The sequence below is a fragment of the Spiroplasma endosymbiont of Megachile willughbiella genome (assembly GCF_964273395.1).
In the GTDB taxonomy this organism is placed as follows: Bacteria; Bacillota_I; Bacilli_A; order Mycoplasmatales; family Mycoplasmataceae; genus Spiroplasma_A; species Spiroplasma_A apis.
On the sequence record NZ_OZ187005.1, the window covers coordinates 84,349 to 108,915 of the forward strand.

A 24,567-nucleotide genomic window follows, 5' to 3' on the forward strand; every position below is an offset into this window, starting at 1 on the left:
ATGGCATTCGAAGAAAAAGCAAAAGAAAGTATCTTAAAACAAATAGATAAAGAACGCAAACATAGAGGTTATATAAAAATGATTTTTATTTACCTAAGAAAACATAAGTTGTTTGCTCTTTTAATTTTTATCCTAGCACTAATGGCTAGCTCAATTGGAGTATCTGCTCCTTTGGTTATGAAACAAATTATGAAGTGTCTTGTTGATATGACAGATGAGAGCCAATCTCAACCAACAACAAAATTTATCATTTGAGACTTCACTTGATTGCATTGAGTTTTACTTCAAATAGCAATGTATTGTGGTCTTGGAATAAGTATTTTTTCATTAAATATTGCAGTAGGTAAGTTAGGTAAAGCTGTCGAAATATATTTAAGAAATGAAACTGTACGAGCACTTATTCAACAAGATATTTCATACTATTCTGATAAGAAAATCGGAGAAATTCTTACTAAGTTGGGTGCAGACACTTGAATAATTGGTGAACAAACTCAAAATATTCCAATGATGATTCTTATCGCTATATTCAACTTTATCGGTTCTTCAGTCGTACTTATCTCAGTTGATTGAAGATTAGGATTAATATCAATGTCTTTTGTTGCTTTTGGTTTGTCTGCAATTCTGATATTCTTTTCAAAAGTAAAAAGTTGAATAAAAAAATTACGTACAACAATAACATTCGTTAACGGAGATGTCACTGATAGAATTGGAACCATTCGTCTTATTAAAGCAAGTGGTACAGAAAGTTACGAGAAAAAAAGATTTAGAGAAATTCACACCGAATTTTATGAAACTGTAAGAGCCTTCTTCAAAAGACTAAGTTTTGTTCTTACAAGTGCTTTTGTCTCTATTATGGCAATTCAATTACTAATTCTTACAACTGCATACGGGTTTTATAAAAATGATACTGAAAAATTACTTATCATTACAACTTCGTTTATCTCAGGATTAGGTACAATGACATCTCCAATCTTTCAGTTATTAAGAGCTTTATTCGGTTTCTTGATGGCGAACGAATGTACTCGAAGAGTATTTCAAATTATTGATTCCAAGCCAATAATGGATCCACACTTTTATTCAGGTCAAGGAAAAATAATAGATAAAATAGACAAAGACATAATATTTGAAAATGTTTCTTTTAACTACCCAGAAAAACCCGAAAAAAATGTATTACCAAAATTTAACTTTGTTTTTGAAAAAGGAAAAAGCTATGCTTTTGTAGGGGAAACTGGTAGTGGTAAATCTACAATATCCAAATTATTATTAAGATTTTACGACCCAACAGAAGGACGAATATTGATTAATGGAGAAGTTGATTTAAAAGAGTTACACTTAAAAACATATCTTGACCTCGTTGGTTATGTTGAACAAGAACCCCAAATAATGTTTGGAACTGTTAAAGAAAATATAAAATACACAACTCCAAATGTCACCGATGATGAAGTTATCGAAGCGGCTAAAAAAGCAGACCTTCATAATTTAATAATGTCTTGACCAAACAAGTACGAAACTATTCTTGGTGAAAGAGGGTTTATGTTGTCGGGAGGACAAAAACAAAGACTAGTAATAGCTAGAATGTTTTTAAAAAACCCACAAATTCTAATTTTAGATGAGGCAACCAGTGCCTTAGACAATATTGTTGAAAAAGAAATTCAAACAGAATTAGAAAAACTTATGATTGGTAGAACTAGTGTTTCTATCGCTCACAGACTTTCGACAATCAAAAATTGTGATCATATTATAGTTCTAGCACCAGGGAAAGGTGTAGTCCAAATTGGTACGTTCGATGAATTAAAAAATACTGAAGGACATTTTAAAAAACTATATGATGCAGGATTAATGAAAACCGAGGAAGTTAAGAACTTGATTTAATTTGCAAACAATATAACTTAAAATAAAAAGCTCTACACTATAAACTAGTGTAGAGCTTTTTATGTTTGTAGTTCAATGTATAATTATGAAAAGATGAGTAATATAGTAAGTACAGTTTCCCAAAATTGACATAACAAAAAATGTAATCATTATAAAATATTTAACTATCTTTTCAATACCTTCGAATTTGTTAGGAAGAAACTTTTTAAGGATTTGTATATATCAAAATTATAAAATTAACATTCACTTGTTAAAAAAGATTTTGATAAAATAAAAGAATTTTCTTTTATGATTGATTTATAATAAACATATGGGGGTGCCCTGGTTTCGACAGGATATATCCTTGCTATAACTGCAGTGGTTTGGTAGACCTTAATACTTCTAGGTTTGATAAAATGCAAACAAAAATAAAAATGAATTTGAAATGCCAGCATTCATGATCAATAATGCATCAGCTGGAGTTGCTTTAGCAGCTTAATTAAACAATAGTTTAATAGCATTCAACACTATTCGATGTTCTTGTACTTCATTTTGTAGTGCCTTACCTAGTACAATAGAGTGAACTAATTTGGTGATAAACTCACTCGAAATTAAACACCAACACTAAAAACGATTTTTTGTTAACTTCTGTAGTTTCTAGTGTATATAAAAGTTAACTAAACTGTAGACGTTATGGTTAGGAGTATTTTGGACGCGGGTTCGATTCCCGCCATCTCCACCATTTTTTTTGTTTAATTATAGTATAAGAAAGGAATGTGACATCTATGAATTTTACATCATCGCTAATCGCATGTCTTTCTTACATTATAATTACAATTTTAATATTTACCATCACGTGAGGACTCTCAAAACATCTTTTTGAAAAAATAAAAATATACTACGAATTAGTTCTTGGCGTAGCACTTGGTGTTTTATCTTTGTTTGGTGTAATTATAATTTCTCTTCTAATGTCTAAGGATAAAAATTTACAGTTATCAATTTTGTTACCTATATTTTTATTTTGAACCTGTCTATTATTCATTTCTCCTTATTCTTCTATTGGGGTTCTTAGTTGTAATTTAATAGCTCTTTTGTTATTTCCAAAAATATTCCCAGAATATTTCGGACAAATCGAAGGAGCAGCAATGATCTCAATAGTGGTTTTAGCATACTCAGTAACCTTTATATTATTTTTTATAAGTTTGTTTTATAAAAAAATAACAAAAGGATTGATATGATCAGTTACAACGTTCTTTATTTTATTGAGTGGTTTTGTATCATTCATGCCGATCATAAAAGATAAAACAGCTTTAAATAATTTTGGTACCTTATTATTATGGTTGGGTGTAAGTTATCTAGCATATGCATACTTAACAGTTGTTAATCAAGTTCACACTCATGCAATTAAATTGCAAAACATTGTAAGGTATGAAGATCAGTATTATCTTAACTCTGCATCTGCACACGAACAAATTTTGAATAATATTTGAAAAAATAAAATCAGGTACGGTATTTATTTAAATTATTATATATCCAACTTTGAGAAGTTTGAAACAAAAGTAAATACGAACATTAAAGAAACTATAGTATCTGAAATCTCTTCACAAGCTTACAACTTGTTCTCCAATAAGTTTTCGGGCTCAATATTTTTCAAGCCAAATTACAAAAACTTTGGGGTTTTCATTCCCTTAATGGAACATGACCAATTAGCTGACAAAGAGAAAAAAGAAGTCTTATCGAAGGAAGTGGAGCTAATAATCAAAAGCATTACCTCAGATTTCTTTATAGAGAATTATAGAGTGAGTGTAAAAATCAAATCAGTCATGTCATTTTATGGTCTACATTCTAACAATCTTGATACACTTCTTGAATATAATAACTTAGCACAGAGTCACATAACCTTTGCTAACGAGCAAGTATTAAATGAGATTCAACCACAACAAATAACTAAACAAAAAAATAGAAATAAAAAGATGCTTTCTTTAAATGAAATTGTAGCATTGAATCACTGTTCTGTGCTATTTGAACCTATTTATTTCTCAGGGATAAAAGACTTTTTTGGTTACAATTTGAATAACATGATCGAAGGTTCTGAAGTAAATTCATCTCTTTTTGAAGAAAATAAAAACATAATTGAAAATTATGGACTTCAGTCTTTATTTACTAGATATCTTGCACTCTATTCTATTAAAACATTGGCTAAATACAAAATTAAAGAGAAAAAACTATTTTTAAGTTATGACATTGGTTACTTTACTAGTCCAGAATTTGACTTCCAAGATTTTATAACTAAAATTAATTTATATAAAATAAATAAAAAGAACCTGGTAATTTGTTTTGATATAACACAAGAAGTGGTTAACAAAAATTACCTAGAAAAAAACATTAATCTTTGCATGGAAAAAGGACTTAAGATAGCTGTAACTAACTTCGGAGCACTTGGAACAGATTTTAGCTTATTGGAATTTTATAAACCTACTTATATCTTTTTAGAAGGAGACATTGTAAAAAAAATCAACTTAATAAAAGAGAATGAAGCTATATTGTTAAACTGTATAGCTATTTCAAATAAACTAAAGGCTAAATTAATTGCACAAAGAGTAGATACTTATATGATTTATAAAACTTTAAAATCAAAAGGTGTAGAATATTTTAGTGGCGACCTAATAGGAAGCTCGAGTGAACCCACACCATTAATTGGTACAGAACTTAGATATTTATTAAACAAATAAAAAAGGAGTAAAAAAAATTGTGGAAAAAAATAAAATACAAGAGTTAACAAAAAATATCCTTCATTGTCTAGAAGAGAATAATGTAAAGAAATTAAGAGAAATAAGTGAAGACAACTACCCAGCGGACATAGCCGAAGCATTGGAAGAACTTGAAAACAAGTATATTTTGATCGCTTTAAGGTTATTCTCTACTGAAATAAGTGGGGAGATATTTACTTTCTTAGATACTGAAATACAAGAGGAAGTTGTAAAGCAATTCTCTTCAAAACAAATAAAAGAACTTTTTGAGGAAATCTACACAGATGATGTTGTAGAAATACTCGAAGAAATGCCTTCTAACATCGCTAAAAAAATTTTACGTTCTGCTTCTAGAGAATCTAGAATGCAGATTAATGAAATTTTAAAGTATGAAGAATACTCAGCAGGAAGCATCATGAATGTCGAGTATACTAAACTTCGTATGAATTGGACGGTTGAAAAAGCGATTGAAACAATCAAGGCCGAAAGAGATAAAACTGAGGAAGTCTACGATTTTTTTGTTGTTGACGAACTTAATAATTTAAAAGGATTTGTTGAACTTAAAGAGTTATTTTTCTCCAAACCAGAACAGTTAGTCAAAGATGTTATGGATGATAGAATAATTTATTCTTATACCAAAACAGACCAAGAAGAAGTAACAGAAAAGTTTAAAAAATATGATATTACAACTTTACCAATTTTAAATAGTCAAAACAAGCTTGTAGGAATAATAACTGTCGACGATATAATTGATGTCATAGAAGAAGAAGCAACTGAAGATATTCAAAAAATGGCTGGAATTAGTCCAACAGAAGATGAGTACTTCAAAACTAGTGTTTGAAAAATGGTGAGATCTAGAACCTTATGATTATTAATATTAATGTTGTCTGCAACCTTAACCCAAATAGTTATTATACTTTTCATGAAAAAGTATAATATAGATACTAAAGTTTCAAGTGCAAATGGAACATGAAATATAACTTATATAGTCACAATGCTCCTTATGCCTTTGATAACCGTTATATCTGGCACTTCTGGAAACGCCGCCAGTCAAACATCGACGATGGTCGTTCGTTCATTATCTTTAAAAGAAGTTGAAGCTAAGGACTTTTTTAAGATTTTATGAAAGGAACTGCGTGTCGCATTTTTTGTGGGATTAATCCTTATACTTGTGAACTTTGTAAGAATGATTGTTATTTATAGTGTCGAATACAAAGGAAATATTAATAGACAAGAATTATGGCACACTATCGCAACAATAACTATTGCTATGTTTTTAACTTTGATGGTTTCAAAAACTCTTGGTGTTTTGTTACCGATATTTGCCAAAAAAATAAAGTTGGATCCTGCAATAATGGCGGCACCCTTACTCACTACATTGGTGGACGCTCTTGCTACCGCAATATTCTTCTCAGTTGGTCTAATATTCTTTATGCCCCAAATTAGCGTTTAGGAGTTTTCATGAGATTAAGAAATAAAAGATGAACAGATGAGTATATTGAAAAGAATAAACACAAAATGTTAGATACTACACACAAAGCAGATTTAAAAAAGCTTTTTGATAATGAGAATGAAGTTTATTTAGAAATAGGCTGCGGTAAAGGACAATTTAGTATTGAAAGCGCAATAAAATATCCAAATAGAAACTTTATTGCAATGGAAAAAGAAAAAACTGTCATTGGCGTGGCTTTAAAAAAAGCATTAGAAATCAATAGTCAAGAGTTAAATAATCTATACTTTTTAAATAGCTACGCCGAAAACCTAGAAAATATCTTTGAAAAAAACTCATTAGGGGGAATATATTTGAATTTTTCGGACCCTTGACCAAAGTCAAGACACTATAAAAAAAGATTGACTTATCAAAGTTTTCTAGAAGTTTATTTTAAGATACTTAAAGAAAATGCTGTTATTGAGATTAAAACAGACAATGATGATTTATTCAATTTTAGTATCGAACAAGCAAAAAACTCAAAATTCGAAGTAATTTACAGCACTACTGACTTATACAATGATTTTGAACAACTTGCAAATAATATACCGACCGAATACGAAAATAAGTTCCATAAAATGGGCAAAAACATAAATAAATTAATATTAAAAAAATGTCCTTAATTAAAAGGACATTTTTGTTTACTCTTTTTTCTTAACATTTTCGTAATATGTTAAATAGTCGTTTTTAAAATCTTCATTCGTCTTAAACACAAACAATGTCATTCCAAAAAACAAATAGAAATAAACTATATTCAATAAGTATACCAACAAATATATCCACCAAAAGTTTTCTATTTGGGTTAATCAACTTTGTTTATTAATCATTGAACCACTTGCAACCTCTATAAAAAAACACCCTATGGTAAATATATGAATAAATAAGTGGACATACCTACTTTTTTTAATTTCTATGGCCTTGGTCTCCTCTACAAATGTGACTTGAACATTGTAGAATAACGAAATTGTTGACTTACTCATATTCATGATTTTGCTTATGAATAAAATTATGACAAAATTTAAACTGATTTGTAACGATCAAGATATTTTTTCTCTAGTCGCAATTGAAAGTGAGCTAATTATTATAATTGTTATCAATAAAATGGTAAACACGATGCTTGCCATCCATAATACTGGTTTTTTTAATACTTTCTTTATTTTTTTAAATTCCACTTTTTTCACCTTATTTATTATAACTTTGATTATTGTAGAAGCAAAAAAGATTTCAAACTCGTACCTACGAATTCTAAACTTTTTTTCAGAAATACTTTCAATATAAGCCTTTATTAGGGGGAGTATAAAAGTTAATTTATATTTAAAAAATGTAATATTTAATACTATAATTAAATTGTAAATGATTTAGAGCTTATATATTTCAACATAAAGGGTTGAAGTTTCTACAGTCAAACCAATTTGGCTACTATAAGTTATGGAGGTAAAGAGAATTGATAATAGATTTTATTAATTGTTCTTTACCTTTTTAATAATTAAAATGAGCTTGATTTGTCTTTTACACAAATAAGGAGAAACTCATATGAGAAAATTGTTAACAAGTTTAATGGTGGCTACAATTGCCACTTCAAGCGCATCGACAGCAGTGTCTTGCGGAAAAAAATATACTAGATGATCAGAAGTTTATGTAATTACTGATTCAGGTAAAGTTATGGACAAAGCCTTCAATGAAAGTGGTTACAATGCCGGTAATGAAGTTATGAAAATGTTAGATGTTAAAACTTCTAGTGGAAGTAACTATGATGGTATTTCATATATAGAGTCAAAAAGTGAAAGTGATATTCAAAATAATTATCAAACAGCTAAAAACGGTGGAGCAAAAACATTAATTCTTCCAGGTTATAAGCATGGTGGGGAAAATTTAGAAAAAGCAGCTAGCATTGTTGAAAATGTTGTTGTAATCGATGTACCTAATAAAGACAAGAAACAAGAAAAAGCGTTGCCAAATGTAACTGGATTACTTTATAGAGCAGATATATCTGGATTCTATTCAGGCTTCGCAGCAATAATTTATTCACTCTTGAATGATAATTATAAAGACAAAAAATTACGCTTGTCTACATTTGGTGGTGAACATAATGGAACAGCAGTTGATAGCTTTATGCATGGTTATTTAGCAGCTATAGATACTTATAATACAATGAAAGAATCTAAAAAACCGGTTATAGAGAAATTATTCAAAGATAATAATAAAACCGACGACCAAATTAAAAATATGCTAGAAGTTAATGTAGAAAGAGTAACTTCTCAAAGTGATGGCCCAACAGGAGACAAAGACTCTAGTTGATTTTCAAATAGTTTCAATCCCGGTGGTGGAAGAATCATATCAGATAAACTAATTAATGAAGGTTCGGACGTTATTATGCCAGTTGCTGGTGCACAGGTAAATGACTTGCTAAGTGTTATCAAAAACAAAGGTGACTCTACAAAAGTTAAAGTTGTTGGGGTAGATATAGATCAAGCAGAAGTATACGATACCCACAAAGGTTTATTTATAACATCTGCAGAAAAAGATATTGTCTCATCAACAGTATTAGCTATGTCTCATCAAGACAGTTATATTAGTAATGATAATCTTTTCAATGCAGCAAATGAAAAATATAAAGATATCAGTGTAACTGAGGACGCTGATAAAGGGTATGAAAAAGTAAATATAACTGAAAAGAAATCATGAGCTGGAACCACTAAATGATTTGGTGGCAAATTCTCTTCAGGAAATAGCAATCTCTTATCTTCAGATTTACACGACGCTATAAAAAAACTTTTTGATGAAAACAACCTATTAGAAGCTTCTAAAAATTATTTCAAAGAATACGCTAATAAAGGTGCAAAAGAGTTGCTTTCAAAAGATGCAATACAAGAATTTTCAAAAAAAGTATTAGAAGCAAAACAAAGTACAAAATAAAATTTAATAATGACCGTCTTATAACCGGTCATTTTATTACGAAAAAAGGAGTTAAAGATGGAACAAAATTATGCCGTTGAAATGGAGAATATATCGATGGTTTTTAATGGCAATATTGTTGCCAATAAAAATGTTAATTTTAAAGTCAAAAAAGGTGAAATACATGCATTAGTCGGAGAAAATGGTGCCGGTAAATCAACTCTTATGTCAATCTTATTCGGTATTTACGAACCCACTTCTGGACTTATTAAAATTAATGGTAAAGTTGAAACTATTTCCAATCCTGTGAAAGCATCTAAGTTAGGAATAGGTATGGTTCACCAACACTTTAAGCTAGTTGATATTTTCCCTTTATGAAGAAATATTGCTTTAGGTAATGAAGAAACTTTTTTTAATATGTTCGTATGACAAAATAAAATAAAAAAAGATATCAAAAATATTATGGAAAAATATAATTTTCATATCGATTTGAATAAACCTGCTGGTAGTGTTAGTGTTGGGATGCAACAAAGAACAGAAATATTGAAAATTCTTTATAGAGAAGCAGATATTTTGGTTTTTGATGAACCAACAGCTGTACTTACACCTCAAGAGATTGAAGAACTTATGAAAGTTATGAAGGAATTACAACAGGCTGGAAAAACCATAATATTCATTACTCACAAAATGGCCGAAATCTGAGAAGTCGCAAACAGAGCAACTGTAATTAGAAAAGGTGAGGTTGTAGACACATTTAATATCAAGGATACTCGTATAGAAGATCTTGCCACAGCTATGGTTGGTCGTAAATTAGTTGAGGTTAAAAATAATTACACAAAACCATCACCTGAGGTAGTTTTGGAAATGCAAGATATCAGTGTGAAAAAACACACCAATCACAAAGTACTTGGTCTAAAAAACTTCAATCTAAAAGTACACGCAGGAGAAATAGTGGCGATTGCGGGTGTTGAAGGAAACGGGCAACACGAAATTGTGAACGCAATAACTGGTATGACAAAAATAACAAAAGGGAAAATTCTTATAAACGGTGTAAATATTACAAACTCCTCAATCAAAAAACGATATGAAACTTATAAAATTAGACATATTCCCGAGGACAGACATAAACATGGTTTGGTTCTTGATTTTAATCTTTTAGACAACCTAGTTTTGCAAGATATCTCAAATAAAAAATTTAGCAAGTTCGGAATTTTGAACTTCTCTTCAATTCAATCCAATGGCCAAAAAATTTTATCAATGTATGATGTTAGAAATGCTCAATCTGGTTTTGCAATTGCAAGACAACTTTCTGGGGGTAATCAACAGAAAGCCATAGTAGGTAGGGAGCTATCAAGAGAAAGTGATCTAATAGTGATTTTTCAACCTACGAGAGGTTTGGATGTAGGTTCTATAGAATATATACATAAACAAATATTAAATGCAAAAGAAAAAGGTAAGGCCATTTTATTAATATCATATGAATTGTCAGAAGTTATGGCATTGGCTGATAAAATAATGGTAATAAATTCTGGGTCATTAATAGGAACACTTAATGGTAACGGTGTGAGAAAAGAAGATATAGGTAAAATGATGTTAGGAAAGGGTGAATAATATGGACTTTAAATTGAATAGATGAATACGAAATCAAAAGTTCAAAGCCCTTTTAGCTGGTGATAAAGTTAAGGAAAAAGCAAACTATCTAAAATCTTCAATAATCGCAATAAGTATTGGTTTAATTATCGGTGCAATAGTTGTTTATATTAATGGATATGATGGATTGGGCTTTTTAGTTAGTTGCTTTGATTATGCAATAAGTGAATCAACTATAAACAAGACAATGAATTATTTTGCTGTTTATATGTTTATGGGTCTTGGTCTTGCGCTTGGATTTAAAGTTGGAATCTTTAATATGGGGGGTTCTGGTCAAGCTATTCTTGGATTAACATTAGCAAGTCTAGCAATCGGTTTAAAAGCGAAACATGATAACATTTCTTTTTCAGAAGTAAATTCTTCATTTATGTTTACTGCGTTCCTTTTATTTATTTTTTCAGGTGTAATCGTATCATTAACCGCAGGTTTATTAAAAGTTTTATTTAATATTCATGAAGTCGTAACAACAGTTATGTTAAATTGAGTAGTATGATACTTCTCAAAATGGATATTGTCTGCGGATTTTACAAAGTCAATAGTTCCTCAAGATATTATTGGCACAACACCGTCTTTAAATTCAAGTTGGTTAAATATTGGCGATAATAATTGAGCACTTGGTGTGATATTAGCATTTTTATCTATATTAGTAATGTATTTATTAATTACATTTACAACTTTTGGTTTCAAATTCAGAGTTGTTGGTAAACAACCAGAAGCAGCCCATTATGCTGGTATAAAAAATAAACAATATATTATTCTAACAACAGCTTTACAAGGACTATTTATAGGTCTTGGGGCAATGTTTTATTGAATGAATATTAAAAGAAATGAAAATATCGTAAATGAGTTACTTCCTTCAATTGGTTTTGATGCAATTCCAATTACTCTTGTAGCTTTTAATAATCTAATTGGGATAATTCCAGTGGCATTTATTTGAGCTTCTCTTCAAACGGGTAGTGAACAAGCTATCGGTATTGAATTTATGGGTCTATCTGAACAAGTTCCACAATTAATATTTGGAATCATAATATATGTTTCTGCAATTTATATACTCTTTTTGAAGATGAAGCCTATCGAGTTACTCAAAGAATTCATATACCAACTCAAAGATATTACTCTCAAACAAATAGTTACAAGTTATCGAAGTAAAATTTCAGAATTAAATGTTAGCAAAAAAACTGTTAAATTGTTGTGTAATTTATCTATTTTAAAATTACACTCAAGCAAAACAAAAGAAAGTGACTTGATAAGAAACCTACAAGAAGTGGTAGACTTATTTACTAGTTATAATCTCAAGAAAGAAGATCAATCATTCTTAATTAGAAATAAGTTTAATTCTATTAAAGAATCCATCAAAAAAATTAAATCTTATAAAGATATTGATGGAGAGAAACCTTTAGATCAAGAGCACACAACTTTAAACGCTTTGAAAAAAATCGAAGAAAATTATTTTGATTTTGCTAATGCACAAATCAAAAGAGTACAAGACGAAATAAAAGCGGTTAGACATGAACGCTATCAAGAGTTTTTAAAAGATTCATATAAGAGTATAGCAATGGACTTTAAAAAGATGCGTAATCTTAATTGATATCTTTTAATGGACGAATTGATAATTGAAAAAAATAATTCTATTGAAATTATTAAAAACCTTAAAGCCACTAATAGTCCTAATGATTTCTTGAGATTAAAAAACGATATTCAAGAAGAACTTAACTTAAAAAGTCAAAATAAAATTTTAACTTTTAAACAACAAGTAAAAGAGATGAAAAGTGAATGTCTTGAAAAACAAATAAGAGCAAAAGTCTTTTTAAAAGAACTTTGATATGAAAGAAATAATCAAATCAAAATGCTCAAGAATGACAGAAGATCAGCTATAAAAAGTATAAAAGATGGTATTAACATTTTAGAAGACAGTAAAGTTATATCCATAAAGGAATCAAAAATTTTGGCTTCTAACAAAAACAATGTTATGATAGAACCAGAAAAAAAACTTCTGATGGTTAAATATAACAACACCTACAAAAAAAGTTTAGAAGAAATTAAAGCAATCGCTTTTGATAAAGAAAGGGAGGTTAATAAAACTCATGATTTCTAGTTTATTGGAAAACTTCTCTATGTTTTTAGTAATATTCACCTTGGCATCGATTGCGGGAATGATTTCAGAAAGAGCCGGAGTTGTTAATGTCGGAATAGAAGGATTTATGATAATCGGTGGCTTAGTAACGGCGTTAGTTGGTGCTGATTGTTATTCAAGTATGGGTAATATTTCTCAAATATTAGCATTGCTTGGAGCAGCCTGTGCAGGTGCGACTATTTCATTGTTACACGCATTTGCTTCTATTAAATTAAAGGCCGACCAAATCATATCTGGTACTGCTATAAATTTATTGGCACAAGGTATCGGATTATATGTTGCAACCACAGGGAAAACATATATTTATGCTGAATACACCCCGATCTCTTTCGAGAGTAAGAATTTTTTAACATTTTACTTTCTAATTGCAATTTTAATTACTTCCATTACTGGTTTGTACTTTACTTTCACTAAAACAGGTATGAGACACATTTCTGCTGGGGAAAACCCAAATGCATTAGATGCAGCAGGTGTTAATGTCATAAAGTATAGATATGTAGCAGTTATTGTTTCGGGAGCAATCGCTTCAGTTGCAGGAGGAATTTTTACAATAACTGTAAAAGGGTCCTTTTTCTATGGAACAGCTGATGGATATGGATTTTTAGCTTTAGCAATTATGATAGTTGGACAATGAAGAGTTAAGTATATAGCCTTAGGAGCGTCTCTGTTCTCTTTATTTTTCACAATATCAAAATTAATTCCTCTATATGGTGGAATTAAAGACACCTATCGTGATTTATTTTTAGTATTACCATTTGTACTTTCACTTTTAACTATGATAGTACTTTCAAAATGGTCAAAAGTGCCAAAAGCAATTGGTAAGCCTTTTGAGAAGTCTAAAAGATAATCATAAAAACAAGACAAAGTCTTGTTTTTAGTTTAAATATGATTTATTTATTAACAATAGAATGTACTTGGAATGTTAAAATATTTAAGTACATTAAAGGAGATTATAAAATGACACCACATATAAATGCAAAAAAAGAAGATATAGCAAAAATAGTTCTTATGCCAGGAGACCCATTAAGAGCTGAAAAAATAGCTAAAACTTACTTAAAAGATTATAAACTTGTAAACGAAGTAAGAAATATGTTCATGTATACAGGTTTTTATAACGGGATTAAAGTAACCATTGCTGGAAGTGGTATGGGATGTCCAAGTATAGGTATATATTCTTACGAATTGTTTAAGTTCTATGATGTAGATTGTATTATAAGAGTTGGTTCTGCTGGAAGTTATAACGCAGATATCAATGTTTATGATATATATAATGTTAAAGAAGCATTAGGAGAAAGTAATTATGCTAAAATAGCAGCAAATATTGACAATAACATAGTACCTTCTACTAAAGAAGTGTATGATTTAATAAATGTTGTTGCAGAAGAAAGAAAAATGAGTTTACATAGTGGTAGAGCTCACTCATCTGATGTATTTTATAGATATGATGACTCTTTAGAGTTCGCAGCTAAAAATAATTTAGATGTTGTTGAAATGGAATCTTTTGCATTATTTGCTAACGCTTTAGTAACAAACAAACAAGCGGCTTGTCTATTAACAATTTCTGATAGTTTCATCACTAAAAAAGCAACAACACCTGAGGAACGTCAAAATAACTTTATGAATATGATTGAGTTAGCCTTAGAAACAGCTAAAAGACTAACGGTTTAGTTGCAGACTTATTTATGATAATATTGGCAGTTGAGTCAAGTTGTGATGAATTTTCAGTCTCAATAATGGTTGATGGAACAATTAAATCAAATATAATATCATCACAAATAAAAGACCACTCAGTTTATGGCGGCGTTGTTCCAGAGTTAGCCTCTAGACTTCATGTTAAAAATTTTTCGTGAGTAGTCAAGGAAGCAATCAAGGAAGCAAAAATTAAGATTGATGATATAAACTATATTGCATATACAGCAAAACCAGGTCTTATTGGAAGCTTGATAATTGGTAAACTTGTAGCGCAAACTATTGCCCTTTATTTGAATAAACCTATCTTAGGTTTAGATCATATTCAGGGACACATTTATGGAGCTAATATAGAGGAAAAGTTCACTTTTCCTGTTTTGGCCTTAGTTGTTAGTGGTGGTCATACACAAATACAATACTTAAAAAGTCCACTAAATTTTGAAATCATTGGTACAACTCAGGATGATGCTATAGGTGAATGTTATGATAAAGTAGCTAGAGCCTTAGGTTTGGGATATCCTGGAGGACCTATCATTGATCAAATAGCGGCTAATGGAGATCCTGATTTTTATAAACTTCCTTTAATTAAAAATGACAAAACGCTTGATTTCTCCTATTCAGGACTAAAAACAGCCTCTTTAAATTTATTAAACAAATTAAAACAAAATAATGAACCTCTCAATTTGGAAAATTTTTGTGCTAGCTTTCAGAAAGCGGCTATTGATGCATTAATTATCAAGTTAGAATCGGCAATTAAAGCATATAAACCAACCACTTTAACTGTTGCGGGGGGAGTCTCTGCTAATAAAATGTTAAGAAAGAGAATAATTTCCATTGGTTCATTGTATAATATACATAGATTGATATTACCGAAACTTGAATATTGTACCGATAATGCAGCAATGATAGCAGAACTCTGTAAAGAATATCTAGCAAATAAAAGTAGAAAAACGGAGGGTTAATTATGAGATCATTTCTAAGTAAACTAACTACTATTGACGATAAAGACCTAACTAGTAAAGAAAAAAAAATAGTAGAATATATCAAGTCTCACTTGAAAGAAATCGTTGAAACTAATATGAAAATTGAAAGAATGGCACAAGAGGCTGGAACTGGTTATAGTGCCATCTATGGATTATTGAAAAAACTTAATATCAAAGGTTTCCGAGACTTTGCAATTTCATTAGCTAATGACGCGGAAAATCAAGAGATCAATATCGCCAAGAACGATGAGAATGTAGTTGCTGGATATATAAATATAATTAAGCAGAACTATGCACTAATTGAGAAAAGGTCTATATTTGAAACGCTAAATTTAATAAAAGGCACAACAGGAGCTAGGATATTTTTCTGTTATTGAGAAAACTTATTGTCAGGTCCTGTACAAGAATTAGCAAACTTTTTTTATAAAGAAGGATATAATGCAATATTATTAGATAGTGATCAAGAAATACTAAAAGATAGAATCAATTCTTCTAATAGTCAAGACTTATTTATTTTCTTCACTAGATACGGAAATTCATCAAGGCTAAATAGTTTTATTGAAAACCTTGGAGAAGCTAATCGAAAGATAATATATATATCGGGTAAAATTGCATCAAGCGACATAACCCAGCATCTATCTTCAATTCATACATTAATTGTAGATAACCCAGATCAAACGATTTATAAAGGACACATATCAAATTCAGTACCATTTAATTATTTCAACGATTTATTAATTTATCACTATTTGAATTCTAATGAATAAAGAGGTAAATAAATGAGTAAGATTTTTAAAATAAAACCATACTTCTCAAAAAAAATTTGAGGAGGAAATAAATTAGAAAATTTTGGTTTCGAACTGCCAAATGATTCTATTGGAGAAGCATGATTAATTTCAGCGCATAAAAATGGTATGTCTTTTTTAGAAAGTAATGGCTCACGCATCAGTTTAAAAGACTTTTATGATAAATATAAAAGTCTTTTTAATTTGTCTGAAAGAGAGTTTCCTTTACTTACCAAAATTATTACTTCAAATGATTTTTTGTCTGTACAAGTTCACCCTAATGATGAATATGCTTTAAAAAAACACAACTCCTTAGGGAAACCTGAGGCTTGGTATGTACTCGATTGCCCACCAAACAGTAGTCTAATATATGGACATACAGCAAAAACCTTGGAAGATTTTAAAAATAAGGTTATGAATAATCAGTGAGATAGTTTACTTGTAAATGTACCTATCAACAAAGGGGATTTTCTATATGTAGAACCAGGTAAGGTTCATGCAATATCACCGGGGTTAACAGTATTTGAATTACAAAGATCAAGTGATATAACTTACAGACTGTATGACTATGATAGAATTGATAACAATGGTAAAAAAAGAGATCTTCATTTAATAGAATCATTTGAAACTGTTTTGATTCCTGATTCGAAACCAGTCATCATCAAAAATAAAACTAAATTACTATTTGAATCTTCATTTTTTTCTTTGTATTTATTAGATACTTCTGTCGAAAACAAGTTTAAAATTAAGGAAAGCATAAAATGATTTCAAATAACCGTCATTGAAGGACAAGGTCTATTTAATGACGTATTCTTTAAAAAAGGTGAGTCTGCATTAGTACTAGAAAATGGAGGCGAATATTTTTTAGAGGGAGAATTTAAAATGCTTATTTCATGAGTAGAGAGTTAAAGAAATGAGAGCGAAAAAGTTTAAATCAAACTTCATAACAAAAATTCGTAGAGTATTTTATGCACTTTATTTAAGCGCTGAAAAAGCATTTAGAGCATCTAAAAAAGAAAAGAAACAAGTGGAGAAAAAGTTTGCATGGTTGTTAACAACTAATAAAGTATGTGAAAAATATTACAAGAGAGAAGAATTAAAAATACTAGATCTTGATAATTTAAGCTTTATAGACTTCAATTCTCGAGATGGTATTTCTCTTAAAGGTGTTGTTTATGAGCCGAATAAGACTTCAAATAAGTGGGTGATTGCATCGCATTGATTTGCAGGCCACAAACTATGAAGTTTACACCACTCTAAAGTTTTAAGTGAAATGGGATACAATATTTTAGCATATGATTTTAGAGGTCACGCAGACTCAGAAAAAGCAGAAACTTATATGGGCGCTATAGAATTTAATGATTTGATGGGAGCGTTTGATTGGTTAAAATCTAATAAAAAAATTGATAAACTCATACTTCACGGAACAAGTATGGGCGCTTATGTGTCCAATTTTTGTGCAATTAAATATTATCACGAGTTAATTATGCATAATTTAATTGCAGTGATATCAGATTGCACATATGGAAGTGTTTATAATTTATTTTTACATGTAAGAAATGTTTATCTAAAAATAATTCCGAAACGCAAAATTAAAAAACTAATACAGAAAAACCTAACTAAATATGAACGGTTAAATGAGGATATCAATTTAACAGCGGCAGATATTTTTAAATTAATTGATGAGTCAAATATTGATTTAGTGCCAACATTATTTATACATAGTAAAGATGATAAAGTTACACCACCTGCTGATACATATGAGTTGTTGTTAAAAAGAAGTAAAATATGTAACCAAGATGAACATTTAGTATTTAATTATGCTATGCATACCCAAAGTCTTAGAAATCATTTTAAAAAATTTAACTACAAAATAATTGAATTTATATCTAAAGTAGAAAACTTGAACGAAGATTACTCATCCCTTATAGACAAGTGGAGATTACTTGAAGAAGAGGAAAAAGACAAAAAGTCAACCTTGCTTTTTTAATAAAATTTCCATTTTTTTTATAATATTTGAAAAAAGTACCATTTTTTTCGTTTACAATCTTTTTGTGAGGAGATTAAAAAAATGGAAAAAGCTTACGAAAATATTAATGTTTTTTTGGACGTTGAACTTAGTACAAGGAACGACGTTTTAGAGTACATATCAAGCAAAGCTGTAGAACTAAATATTTATAGTAATAAAGATGATCTTTTGTTAGGCTTCCTAAGCAGAGAAAAAGAAGCATCCACGGGCTTTGAGGACGGTTTTGCTATACCGCATTCAAAAGTCAAAGGAATTCAAGAACCAAGTATAATTTGTGTAAGATTAAAAAATGGTGTTGACTGGGAATCACTAGATAAAAAACCAACAAATATCGCAATTGCGTTGATCATTCCCGATAAAGCTAATGAAGACCACATAAATCTTTTGAGCAGTATTGCAATTAAGCTTATGAACAAAAACACCAGAGAGTCTTTAAAAAAAGCGACTACCAACGCAAAATTTATTAGTATTCTTTGTAAAGAGAAAGATAAACCCAAAGAAAGAGTACAAAAATTAGACCTTAAGGGACTTAATATTGTAGCTGTAACGGCATGTATTATAGGTGTTGCTCATACTTATATGGCTGAAGAAAGGTTATTAGATTCACTTACTAAGGCTGGACATAACATAAGAGTGGAAACCCAAGGTAGCAAAGGGGTAGGAACTCCTTTGACAAGCTCTGAAATAGAAAAAGCAGATATAGTAATTCTTGCAGCCGATACAAATGTTGAAAAATCAAGATTCAATGGTAAAAAAGTTTATGAGACACACGTTTCAAGAGCTATTAAAGAACCGTTAAAAGTTCTAAATGATGCTCTTGATAAAGGAAAGATATTACAAGATTCAATAAGTTTTGGTGATGCTAGTTCTCAATACAACGAGAAACAAGGTGTTTTAAAACATATTCTTGCTGGTATAAGTTATATGATACCAATTATAATTATGGGTGGTATTTGTCTAGCGGCCTCACTAGGGATAGCGAAAGCAATATGAGGACCAACTGCATCTACAACTGGTCTCAATAACGAGCATCCTTGAAATCCATTGGCTATAATGGAAAAAATTGGGGGTGCAGCCTTTACATTGATGATTCCAATACTAGCTGCTTTTATAGCTAATTCAATTGCAGGGAGGGCAGCCATTGCCCCTGCACTAGTTGGTGGTTTTATTGGAAATGATGCAAAAAACTTTATGCCTTTACCAGGAATGCCTGAAGCTTCCGCACCAATGGGTTTCATTGGAGCAATTATTGCAGGACTACTAGTTGGGTATTTTGTGAGATGAGTTAATACTTGAAATGTTCCAAAGGCTTTACGAGCAACGATGCCAATTTTCTTTATACCAATCATTGGTGGTGTTGGGATTTCAATACTATTTATATATATAATTGGTGGACCAATTGGATATGTTGTAGGAGAATTTGGAGAAGCTATTAAAAAAGGATATAAATCAGAATCATTTGGTGTTGGTTTAGGAATGGCATTAGGTATATTATTAGGAGCAATGGCTTCATTTGATATGGGTGGACCAATTAATAAAGTTGCCTTTGTTACATGTGTTGCGTTAATTGATCAACAAGTATACTATCCAATGGGTGCTATGGCCACTGCAATACCAATAGCCCCTCTAGGAATGGGTTTAACCTCAGTTCTATTCAAAAGATTTTTTTCTAAAGATGAACAAGCGATGGGTGCTAGTGCAATAATTATGGGTACAATAGGTATTTCCGAAGGAGCTATACCCTTTGCTATAAGAGACCCCAAAAGAGCTATTCCTTGCAATATTTTAGGTGGAATGGTTGCAGGTGGAATAGCAGGAGCATTTAAAATAGAAGATAGTGCTGGACATGGTGGACCAATTGTCGCATTCCTCGGTGCTATACCTTATGGAGAACAAACTTTAATTTACTTCGTAGCAGTAGCTGCCGGTGTTTTTGTAACAAGCTCTTTATATGGATTATGATTAGTTTCTTCTCTTGGTAAAGTAGGATCTGTAAAGGAAGCAAAAGTTAAAAGAATAGAAGTTTTATTAGAGGAAAGAAAACAAAAAGAGTACGAAGTAACCAGAAAAATAAAAAACCTAAAACAACTTATAAAAAATGCAAATAACGAAGACGAAGTCTTTGCTTTAAAAATTAAAATAGAGGACTTACGATCACAATATCTACCAATAAAAACAGAATTTATAGAAAGAAAAGAAAAAACTAATAAATCCTATTTAGAGGTAGAAAACGCGGAAAAATCATTTGTAGCATCTAATAGAAATAATATTAAAGATGCTAAAAATAAGATTATTAAAAATAAAAAAGAGAAACTTGAAAAACTACATAAAGCAAAAGCTGAAAGTTTTAAAACACTGGATAAGTTCGCTAAAAGAGACTTCAACAAAAACTATTTTAAAAATATTGAAGAAGTTAAAAATACGGCTAGTCAAGAGCTTTTAGATAACTTGATTAATGTGCGCAAACCTTTTGTTTCAAAGTTTGTAAAAAATTGCTAATTTAAAAAAAGTATGTAAATACTTTTTTTAATTGTACGTTTAATTAGGAGTTCAATTATAATAAGAGTGGTGAGATAATATGGAAACTTGTATTTTAAAAGGTTACAAAAATAAAGATCTACAGTTATATATTTGAAAAGATGTTTCTTCCCCAAAGGGTGTTTTACAATTGGTACACGGAAGTTGTGAACATTCTCTTCGCTACAATGATTTAGCAAAGTATTTAAATAGTATTGGATGAATTGTAATAGCTAACGATCATAGGGGTCATGGCAAAACAGCAAATGTAGAAGATAATGAGTTGGGTTATTTCTCAGATGATGAAGGTTGAAACATAATCATAGAAGATTTAAAGTATGTTAATAACTATATAAAGAGTAATTATGCAAATTTAGATATCGTAATGTTTGGACATTCTATGGGAAGCTTTATGAGTAGAACATTTATTATAAAATATCCCACTCTGTTGGAGGGAGTAATTTTATCAGGAACCGGTTGACAAAATAATTTTCTTTTGAATATTGCAATCAGGTTGGCTAAACGTAACCAAAAAAAGTATGGTTCTAAAAATATTGATAAAAAAATTTGAAACCTAAGTTATAAAAAATTAAATAAGCGTTACAGTAAATCAAACAGCAACGGTGTAGAATGGTTAAGCTCGGTTGAAGATGTACAATCAAACTTTTTAAATGATCCACTATGTGGTCAAATATTTACATCAAGTGCTTTTAAAGATATGTTTGAAGGAATAAAGTTCATACAAAATACAACAAACATCTCTAAAGTATCTAAAAATTTACCTATTTTGTTGTTGTCTGGTAAGGATGACCCAGTAGGAAACTACACTAAATCTGTCAATAAAACATATAAAGTGTTTATTAACAACTCTTTAAAAGTTGAAATGAAATTGTACGACAAAATGAGACATGAAATATTAAACGAAGTGAACAAAGAACAAGTGTATGAAGATATAAATAATTTTTTAAGTAAAATCAAAAATACTAGTTTAAAATAAAAAATAGAATTATACAAAAAATAATAATAGATAGTCTAAGAGGGAAAAAACATGGATCTAAAATTTATTTATAAAAACCACAAGGAATATGAAGGTAAGGAAGTGTCTTTCATAGCTCGTATTAGAAGTCACAGACAGGGTAAAAATATAAATTTTCTTGTGATGAATGATGGAACTACTATTAATGACATTCAAGTAGTCTACACTAGCGATTTAAAAAACATTAATAGTATCTCTGAAGCAAGAGTTAGTGCAATTCTCGAAGTAAAAGGGATAATCGCTTTAACCCCCGGGAAACAACAGGAGTTCGAAATTAAGGCAACAAATATAGAATTATTAGATCAAGCAGTTGAAAACTATCCTTTACAAAAAAAAGAACACTCACCAGAATTTTTAAGGGAAATTGCGCATCTAAGAGCAAGAACAAAAACTTTTCAATCGATTTTTAGAATAAGGTCAGCTGCCGCATTTGCAATACATAAGTTCTTTAATGAAAACGATTTTATTTACGTGCATACTCCAATAATCACTGAGAATGATGCAGAAGGTGCTGGAGAATCATTTATAGTGACAAACAGAGCAGATGATAAATATGAAGAAGACTTTTTTACTAAAAAAGCAACATTGACTGTCTCTGGGCAATTGAATGCAGAAGCATATGCACAGGCATTTAAAAAAGTTTATACTTTTGGTCCAACATTTAGAGCAGAAAACTCTAATACTTCAAGACATGCCGCTGAATTTTGAATGATTGAGCCTGAAGTAGCTTTTGCTGACTTAAATGATAATATAGAGTTAATAGAATCAATGGTTAAATATGTAATCAATTATTTGTTTGAGCACAATAAAGAAGAATTATTATTTTGTGAGCAAAACCTTGAAAAAGGTTTAATTGATAAACTGCAGAAAGTAAAAGATTCTAACTTTGTAATCAATGATTACAGGGAAGTCATTGAGACACTTAAAGAAGCCGTTAAAAACGGACATGTATTTGAAGACTCAAGAATAGATTTCGGAATGGACTTGGGTACAGAACACGAAAGATACATTTGTGAAGTTGTAAATAACTGTCCTACTTTCGTAAAAAACTACCCAAAAGAAATCAAGGCTTTTTACATGAAACAAAACGATGATCAAAAAACTGTAGCTGCAGTAGACTTGTTAGTTCCAGGAATTGGTGAATTAGTTGGTGGAAGTCAGAGGGAAGATGATTATGATAAGCTAATCTCTAGATGCCTTGAAATGGGAATTAAACAAGAAGATTTATGGTGATACAATGACCTAAGAAAGTTTGGTTATTATAAATCAGCAGGATTTGGATTAGGGTTTGAAAGACTTATAATGTATGTAACTGGTGCAACTAATATCAGAGATGTTCTTCCGTTTCCTAGAACTCCAAGAAACTTATTGTTTTAATCAAATTACTCGATACCATATCATTTGAACTTTTATAAGTAAAAATGTAAGTATGGAATTATAAATAAAATTGTCTCGATTAACCACTCGAGACAATTTTATTCTTAGACTTCAAAATCTTTTTAGTCAAGTATTTATAATATAAGAAATTATCAAATATATAAATCTGAAAAAATGTATTTTAGTTGCGATAAAGATGGTATATTTCTCAGATGAGAAAGGTTTATTTTATATATAACACTCAGCTCCAGTTAATTGAAACTTAATATAGATTTCTATCCTGTTTACTTTAAAAAATGAGTGTGTGGTAGATTTAAAGGGGGCATTACGTTTTTTTAACCATTGCGAAACTATGATATCAAGTCAAGATTTTTAGTGTAAAATTATTATATAGTGATTCAGGGGGAATAATATGCTTCTTTCATTTGTGGTTGTTACTCAGGAAGGGTTACAAGACTTCGAAAAAACAATAAATAGTATCAATAATCAAAGCTTGCAAGATTATGAAATAATAATAGTGATGGATAGACCATCTCATGACGATAATAATGATTCATTAGTAAAAAAACTTTTCGCAGAAAAAGACAATGTCAAAGTAGTTTTCAATAGTTCTATTCAAGGTTCATCACTTTCTTGAAATTTAGCTTTGGATTTAGCCGAAGGAAAGTATATAAAGTTCTTTAAAGAAGGGGATTTTATAGCACCAAACTTTGTAGAAGTTATAAGCGAAAACTTAGAAAAAAATAAAGATAAAGAGTTAGATATTATTGAATATAAAATTCAATTCACAGGTAATGTGGAAAGTGAAATTTTAACATATTTGGACAAAGGAAAAGTATACGAAATTAGTAAAGATTTTGATCCCTATGCGTACACTAATCCCTTACTTTTTAACAAAATTTTTAGAACAAAGTTAATAAAGGACTTTGGGTTTAAATTCAGGAATTTTGTAAGATACGATATGTTGTTCGTTTACAAGGTTTTGGGACAAACTGAATATTATTTATTCATTGACTCTGAATCAATTGAAAAATCTAACATCCAACCAATACCTTACTCTGTTTTTGATCAAGTAAATCAGTGAACACACATTTTAAACTATTATAGAAGAATCGGAAAGTATAAACATCTTAAGGATTATTTGAATTACAGTTATTACAAAACTTTGGTTTATATTTGACTATGAGAAATTAAAAAATACGATAATAAGTTATTGATAAAAAAAGCAACAAATTTTGCTATAAGAAAATTTAAAGATAAACGAGCAGAGTTCACTACTGATAACACCGTTTTTTTAGAAAAAAGAGACGAAAGATTTACTGAAATTTGTGTTAATTTTGATGATTATATAAAAGAGATTTACAAAGTCGTTAAATAACTCA

Annotated in this window: 18 protein-coding genes, 1 other RNA gene and 1 riboswitch; of the genes, 18 read left to right on the plus strand and 1 reads right to left on the minus strand. The window is 29.9% G+C overall.

Annotation, left to right across the window (positions count from 1 at the left end):
• From ACI2WZ_RS00395 to trmB, 5 genes are all read left to right on the plus strand, one after another.
• Window positions 1–1,872 carry an ABC transporter ATP-binding protein gene (locus tag ACI2WZ_RS00395; RefSeq protein ID WP_500244885.1) on the plus strand — a complete coding sequence of 624 codons (1,872 nt, stop codon included), beginning with the start codon at window positions 1–3 and terminating at the stop codon, window positions 1,870–1,872.
• 312 nt (window positions 1,873–2,184) lie between these two features.
• Window positions 2,185–2,593, plus strand: a transfer-messenger RNA (tmRNA) gene (ssrA, locus tag ACI2WZ_RS00400).
• Between the two features lie 43 nt (window positions 2,594–2,636).
• Window positions 2,637–4,583: an EAL domain-containing protein gene (locus ACI2WZ_RS00405; protein WP_500244886.1), complete on the plus strand. Its 1,947-nt coding sequence runs from the start codon at window positions 2,637–2,639 to the stop codon at window positions 4,581–4,583.
• Between the two features lie 19 nt (window positions 4,584–4,602).
• Complete coding sequence (gene mgtE, locus ACI2WZ_RS00410; protein WP_500244887.1) at window positions 4,603–6,054, plus strand: magnesium transporter; 1,452 nt, start codon at window positions 4,603–4,605, stop codon at window positions 6,052–6,054.
• A gap of 8 nt (window positions 6,055–6,062) precedes the next feature.
• Window positions 6,063–6,713, plus strand: coding sequence for a tRNA (guanosine(46)-N7)-methyltransferase TrmB (gene trmB / locus ACI2WZ_RS00415; protein WP_500244888.1), 651 nt, complete (start codon window positions 6,063–6,065; stop codon window positions 6,711–6,713).
• Window positions 6,714–6,731: 18 nt separating this feature from the next.
• On the opposite strand, the gene ACI2WZ_RS00420 is transcribed toward trmB, so the two are convergent.
• On the minus strand, window positions 6,732–7,262 hold the full coding sequence (locus tag ACI2WZ_RS00420; RefSeq protein WP_500244889.1) for a hypothetical protein: 531 nt from the start codon (window positions 7,260–7,262) through the stop codon (window positions 6,732–6,734).
• A gap of 191 nt (window positions 7,263–7,453) precedes the next feature.
• A riboswitch (nucleoside riboswitch) is annotated at window positions 7,454–7,517 on the plus strand.
• 106 nt (window positions 7,518–7,623) lie between these two features.
• On the opposite strand from ACI2WZ_RS00420, the gene ACI2WZ_RS00425 reads away from it, so the two are divergent.
• From ACI2WZ_RS00425 to ACI2WZ_RS00485, 13 genes are all read left to right on the plus strand, one after another.
• The gene (locus ACI2WZ_RS00425) at window positions 7,624–9,006 is read left to right on the plus strand and encodes a BMP family ABC transporter substrate-binding protein (protein WP_500244890.1); all 1,383 of its coding nucleotides are present in this window, start codon (window positions 7,624–7,626) and stop codon (window positions 9,004–9,006) included.
• A gap of 96 nt (window positions 9,007–9,102) precedes the next feature.
• Window positions 9,103–10,596, plus strand: coding sequence for an ABC transporter ATP-binding protein (locus ACI2WZ_RS00430; RefSeq protein ID WP_500245174.1), 1,494 nt, complete (start codon window positions 9,103–9,105; stop codon window positions 10,594–10,596).
• A gap of 1 nt (window position 10,597) precedes the next feature.
• A complete protein-coding gene (locus tag ACI2WZ_RS00435) occupies window positions 10,598–12,730 on the plus strand; it encodes an ABC transporter permease subunit (protein ID WP_500244891.1) in 2,133 nt (710 codons plus the stop codon).
• Window positions 12,720–13,616, plus strand: coding sequence for an ABC transporter permease (locus tag ACI2WZ_RS00440; RefSeq protein WP_500222526.1), 897 nt, complete (start codon window positions 12,720–12,722; stop codon window positions 13,614–13,616). Before ACI2WZ_RS00435 ends, ACI2WZ_RS00440 begins: the two co-directional genes overlap by 11 nt.
• A 110-nt stretch (window positions 13,617–13,726) precedes the next feature.
• Window positions 13,727–14,437 carry a purine-nucleoside phosphorylase gene (gene deoD / locus ACI2WZ_RS00445; protein WP_023788867.1) on the plus strand — a complete coding sequence of 237 codons (711 nt, stop codon included), beginning with the start codon at window positions 13,727–13,729 and terminating at the stop codon, window positions 14,435–14,437.
• A gap of 14 nt (window positions 14,438–14,451) precedes the next feature.
• Entirely contained in the window at window positions 14,452–15,420 is a 969-nt protein-coding gene (gene tsaD, locus ACI2WZ_RS00450) for a tRNA (adenosine(37)-N6)-threonylcarbamoyltransferase complex transferase subunit TsaD (protein ID WP_023788868.1), read from the plus strand.
• A 2-nt stretch (window positions 15,421–15,422) separates the two neighbouring features.
• Complete coding sequence (locus ACI2WZ_RS00455; protein WP_023788869.1) at window positions 15,423–16,208, plus strand: MurR/RpiR family transcriptional regulator; 786 nt, start codon at window positions 15,423–15,425, stop codon at window positions 16,206–16,208.
• 12 nt (window positions 16,209–16,220) lie between these two features.
• Window positions 16,221–17,135 carry a type I phosphomannose isomerase catalytic subunit gene (locus ACI2WZ_RS00460; RefSeq protein ID WP_500244892.1) on the plus strand — a complete coding sequence of 305 codons (915 nt, stop codon included), beginning with the start codon at window positions 16,221–16,223 and terminating at the stop codon, window positions 17,133–17,135.
• Window positions 17,136–17,139: 4 nt separating this feature from the next.
• On the plus strand, window positions 17,140–18,216 hold the full coding sequence (locus tag ACI2WZ_RS00465; protein WP_500244893.1) for an alpha/beta hydrolase: 1,077 nt from the start codon (window positions 17,140–17,142) through the stop codon (window positions 18,214–18,216).
• A gap of 81 nt (window positions 18,217–18,297) precedes the next feature.
• A complete protein-coding gene (locus tag ACI2WZ_RS00470; protein ID WP_500244894.1) occupies window positions 18,298–20,754 on the plus strand; it encodes a PTS fructose transporter subunit IIABC in 2,457 nt (818 codons plus the stop codon).
• Window positions 20,755–20,833: 79 nt separating this feature from the next.
• Window positions 20,834–21,769 (plus strand): alpha/beta fold hydrolase, encoded by a 936-nt coding sequence (locus tag ACI2WZ_RS00475; protein WP_500244895.1) that lies wholly within the window; start codon window positions 20,834–20,836, stop codon window positions 21,767–21,769.
• A 51-nt stretch (window positions 21,770–21,820) separates the two neighbouring features.
• Window positions 21,821–23,185 (plus strand): asparagine--tRNA ligase, encoded by a 1,365-nt coding sequence (gene asnS / locus ACI2WZ_RS00480; RefSeq protein ID WP_500244896.1) that lies wholly within the window; start codon window positions 21,821–21,823, stop codon window positions 23,183–23,185.
• A gap of 412 nt (window positions 23,186–23,597) precedes the next feature.
• Window positions 23,598–24,563 carry a glycosyltransferase gene (locus ACI2WZ_RS00485; RefSeq protein WP_500244897.1) on the plus strand — a complete coding sequence of 322 codons (966 nt, stop codon included), beginning with the start codon at window positions 23,598–23,600 and terminating at the stop codon, window positions 24,561–24,563.
• Window positions 24,564–24,567: the final 4 nt, after the last annotated feature.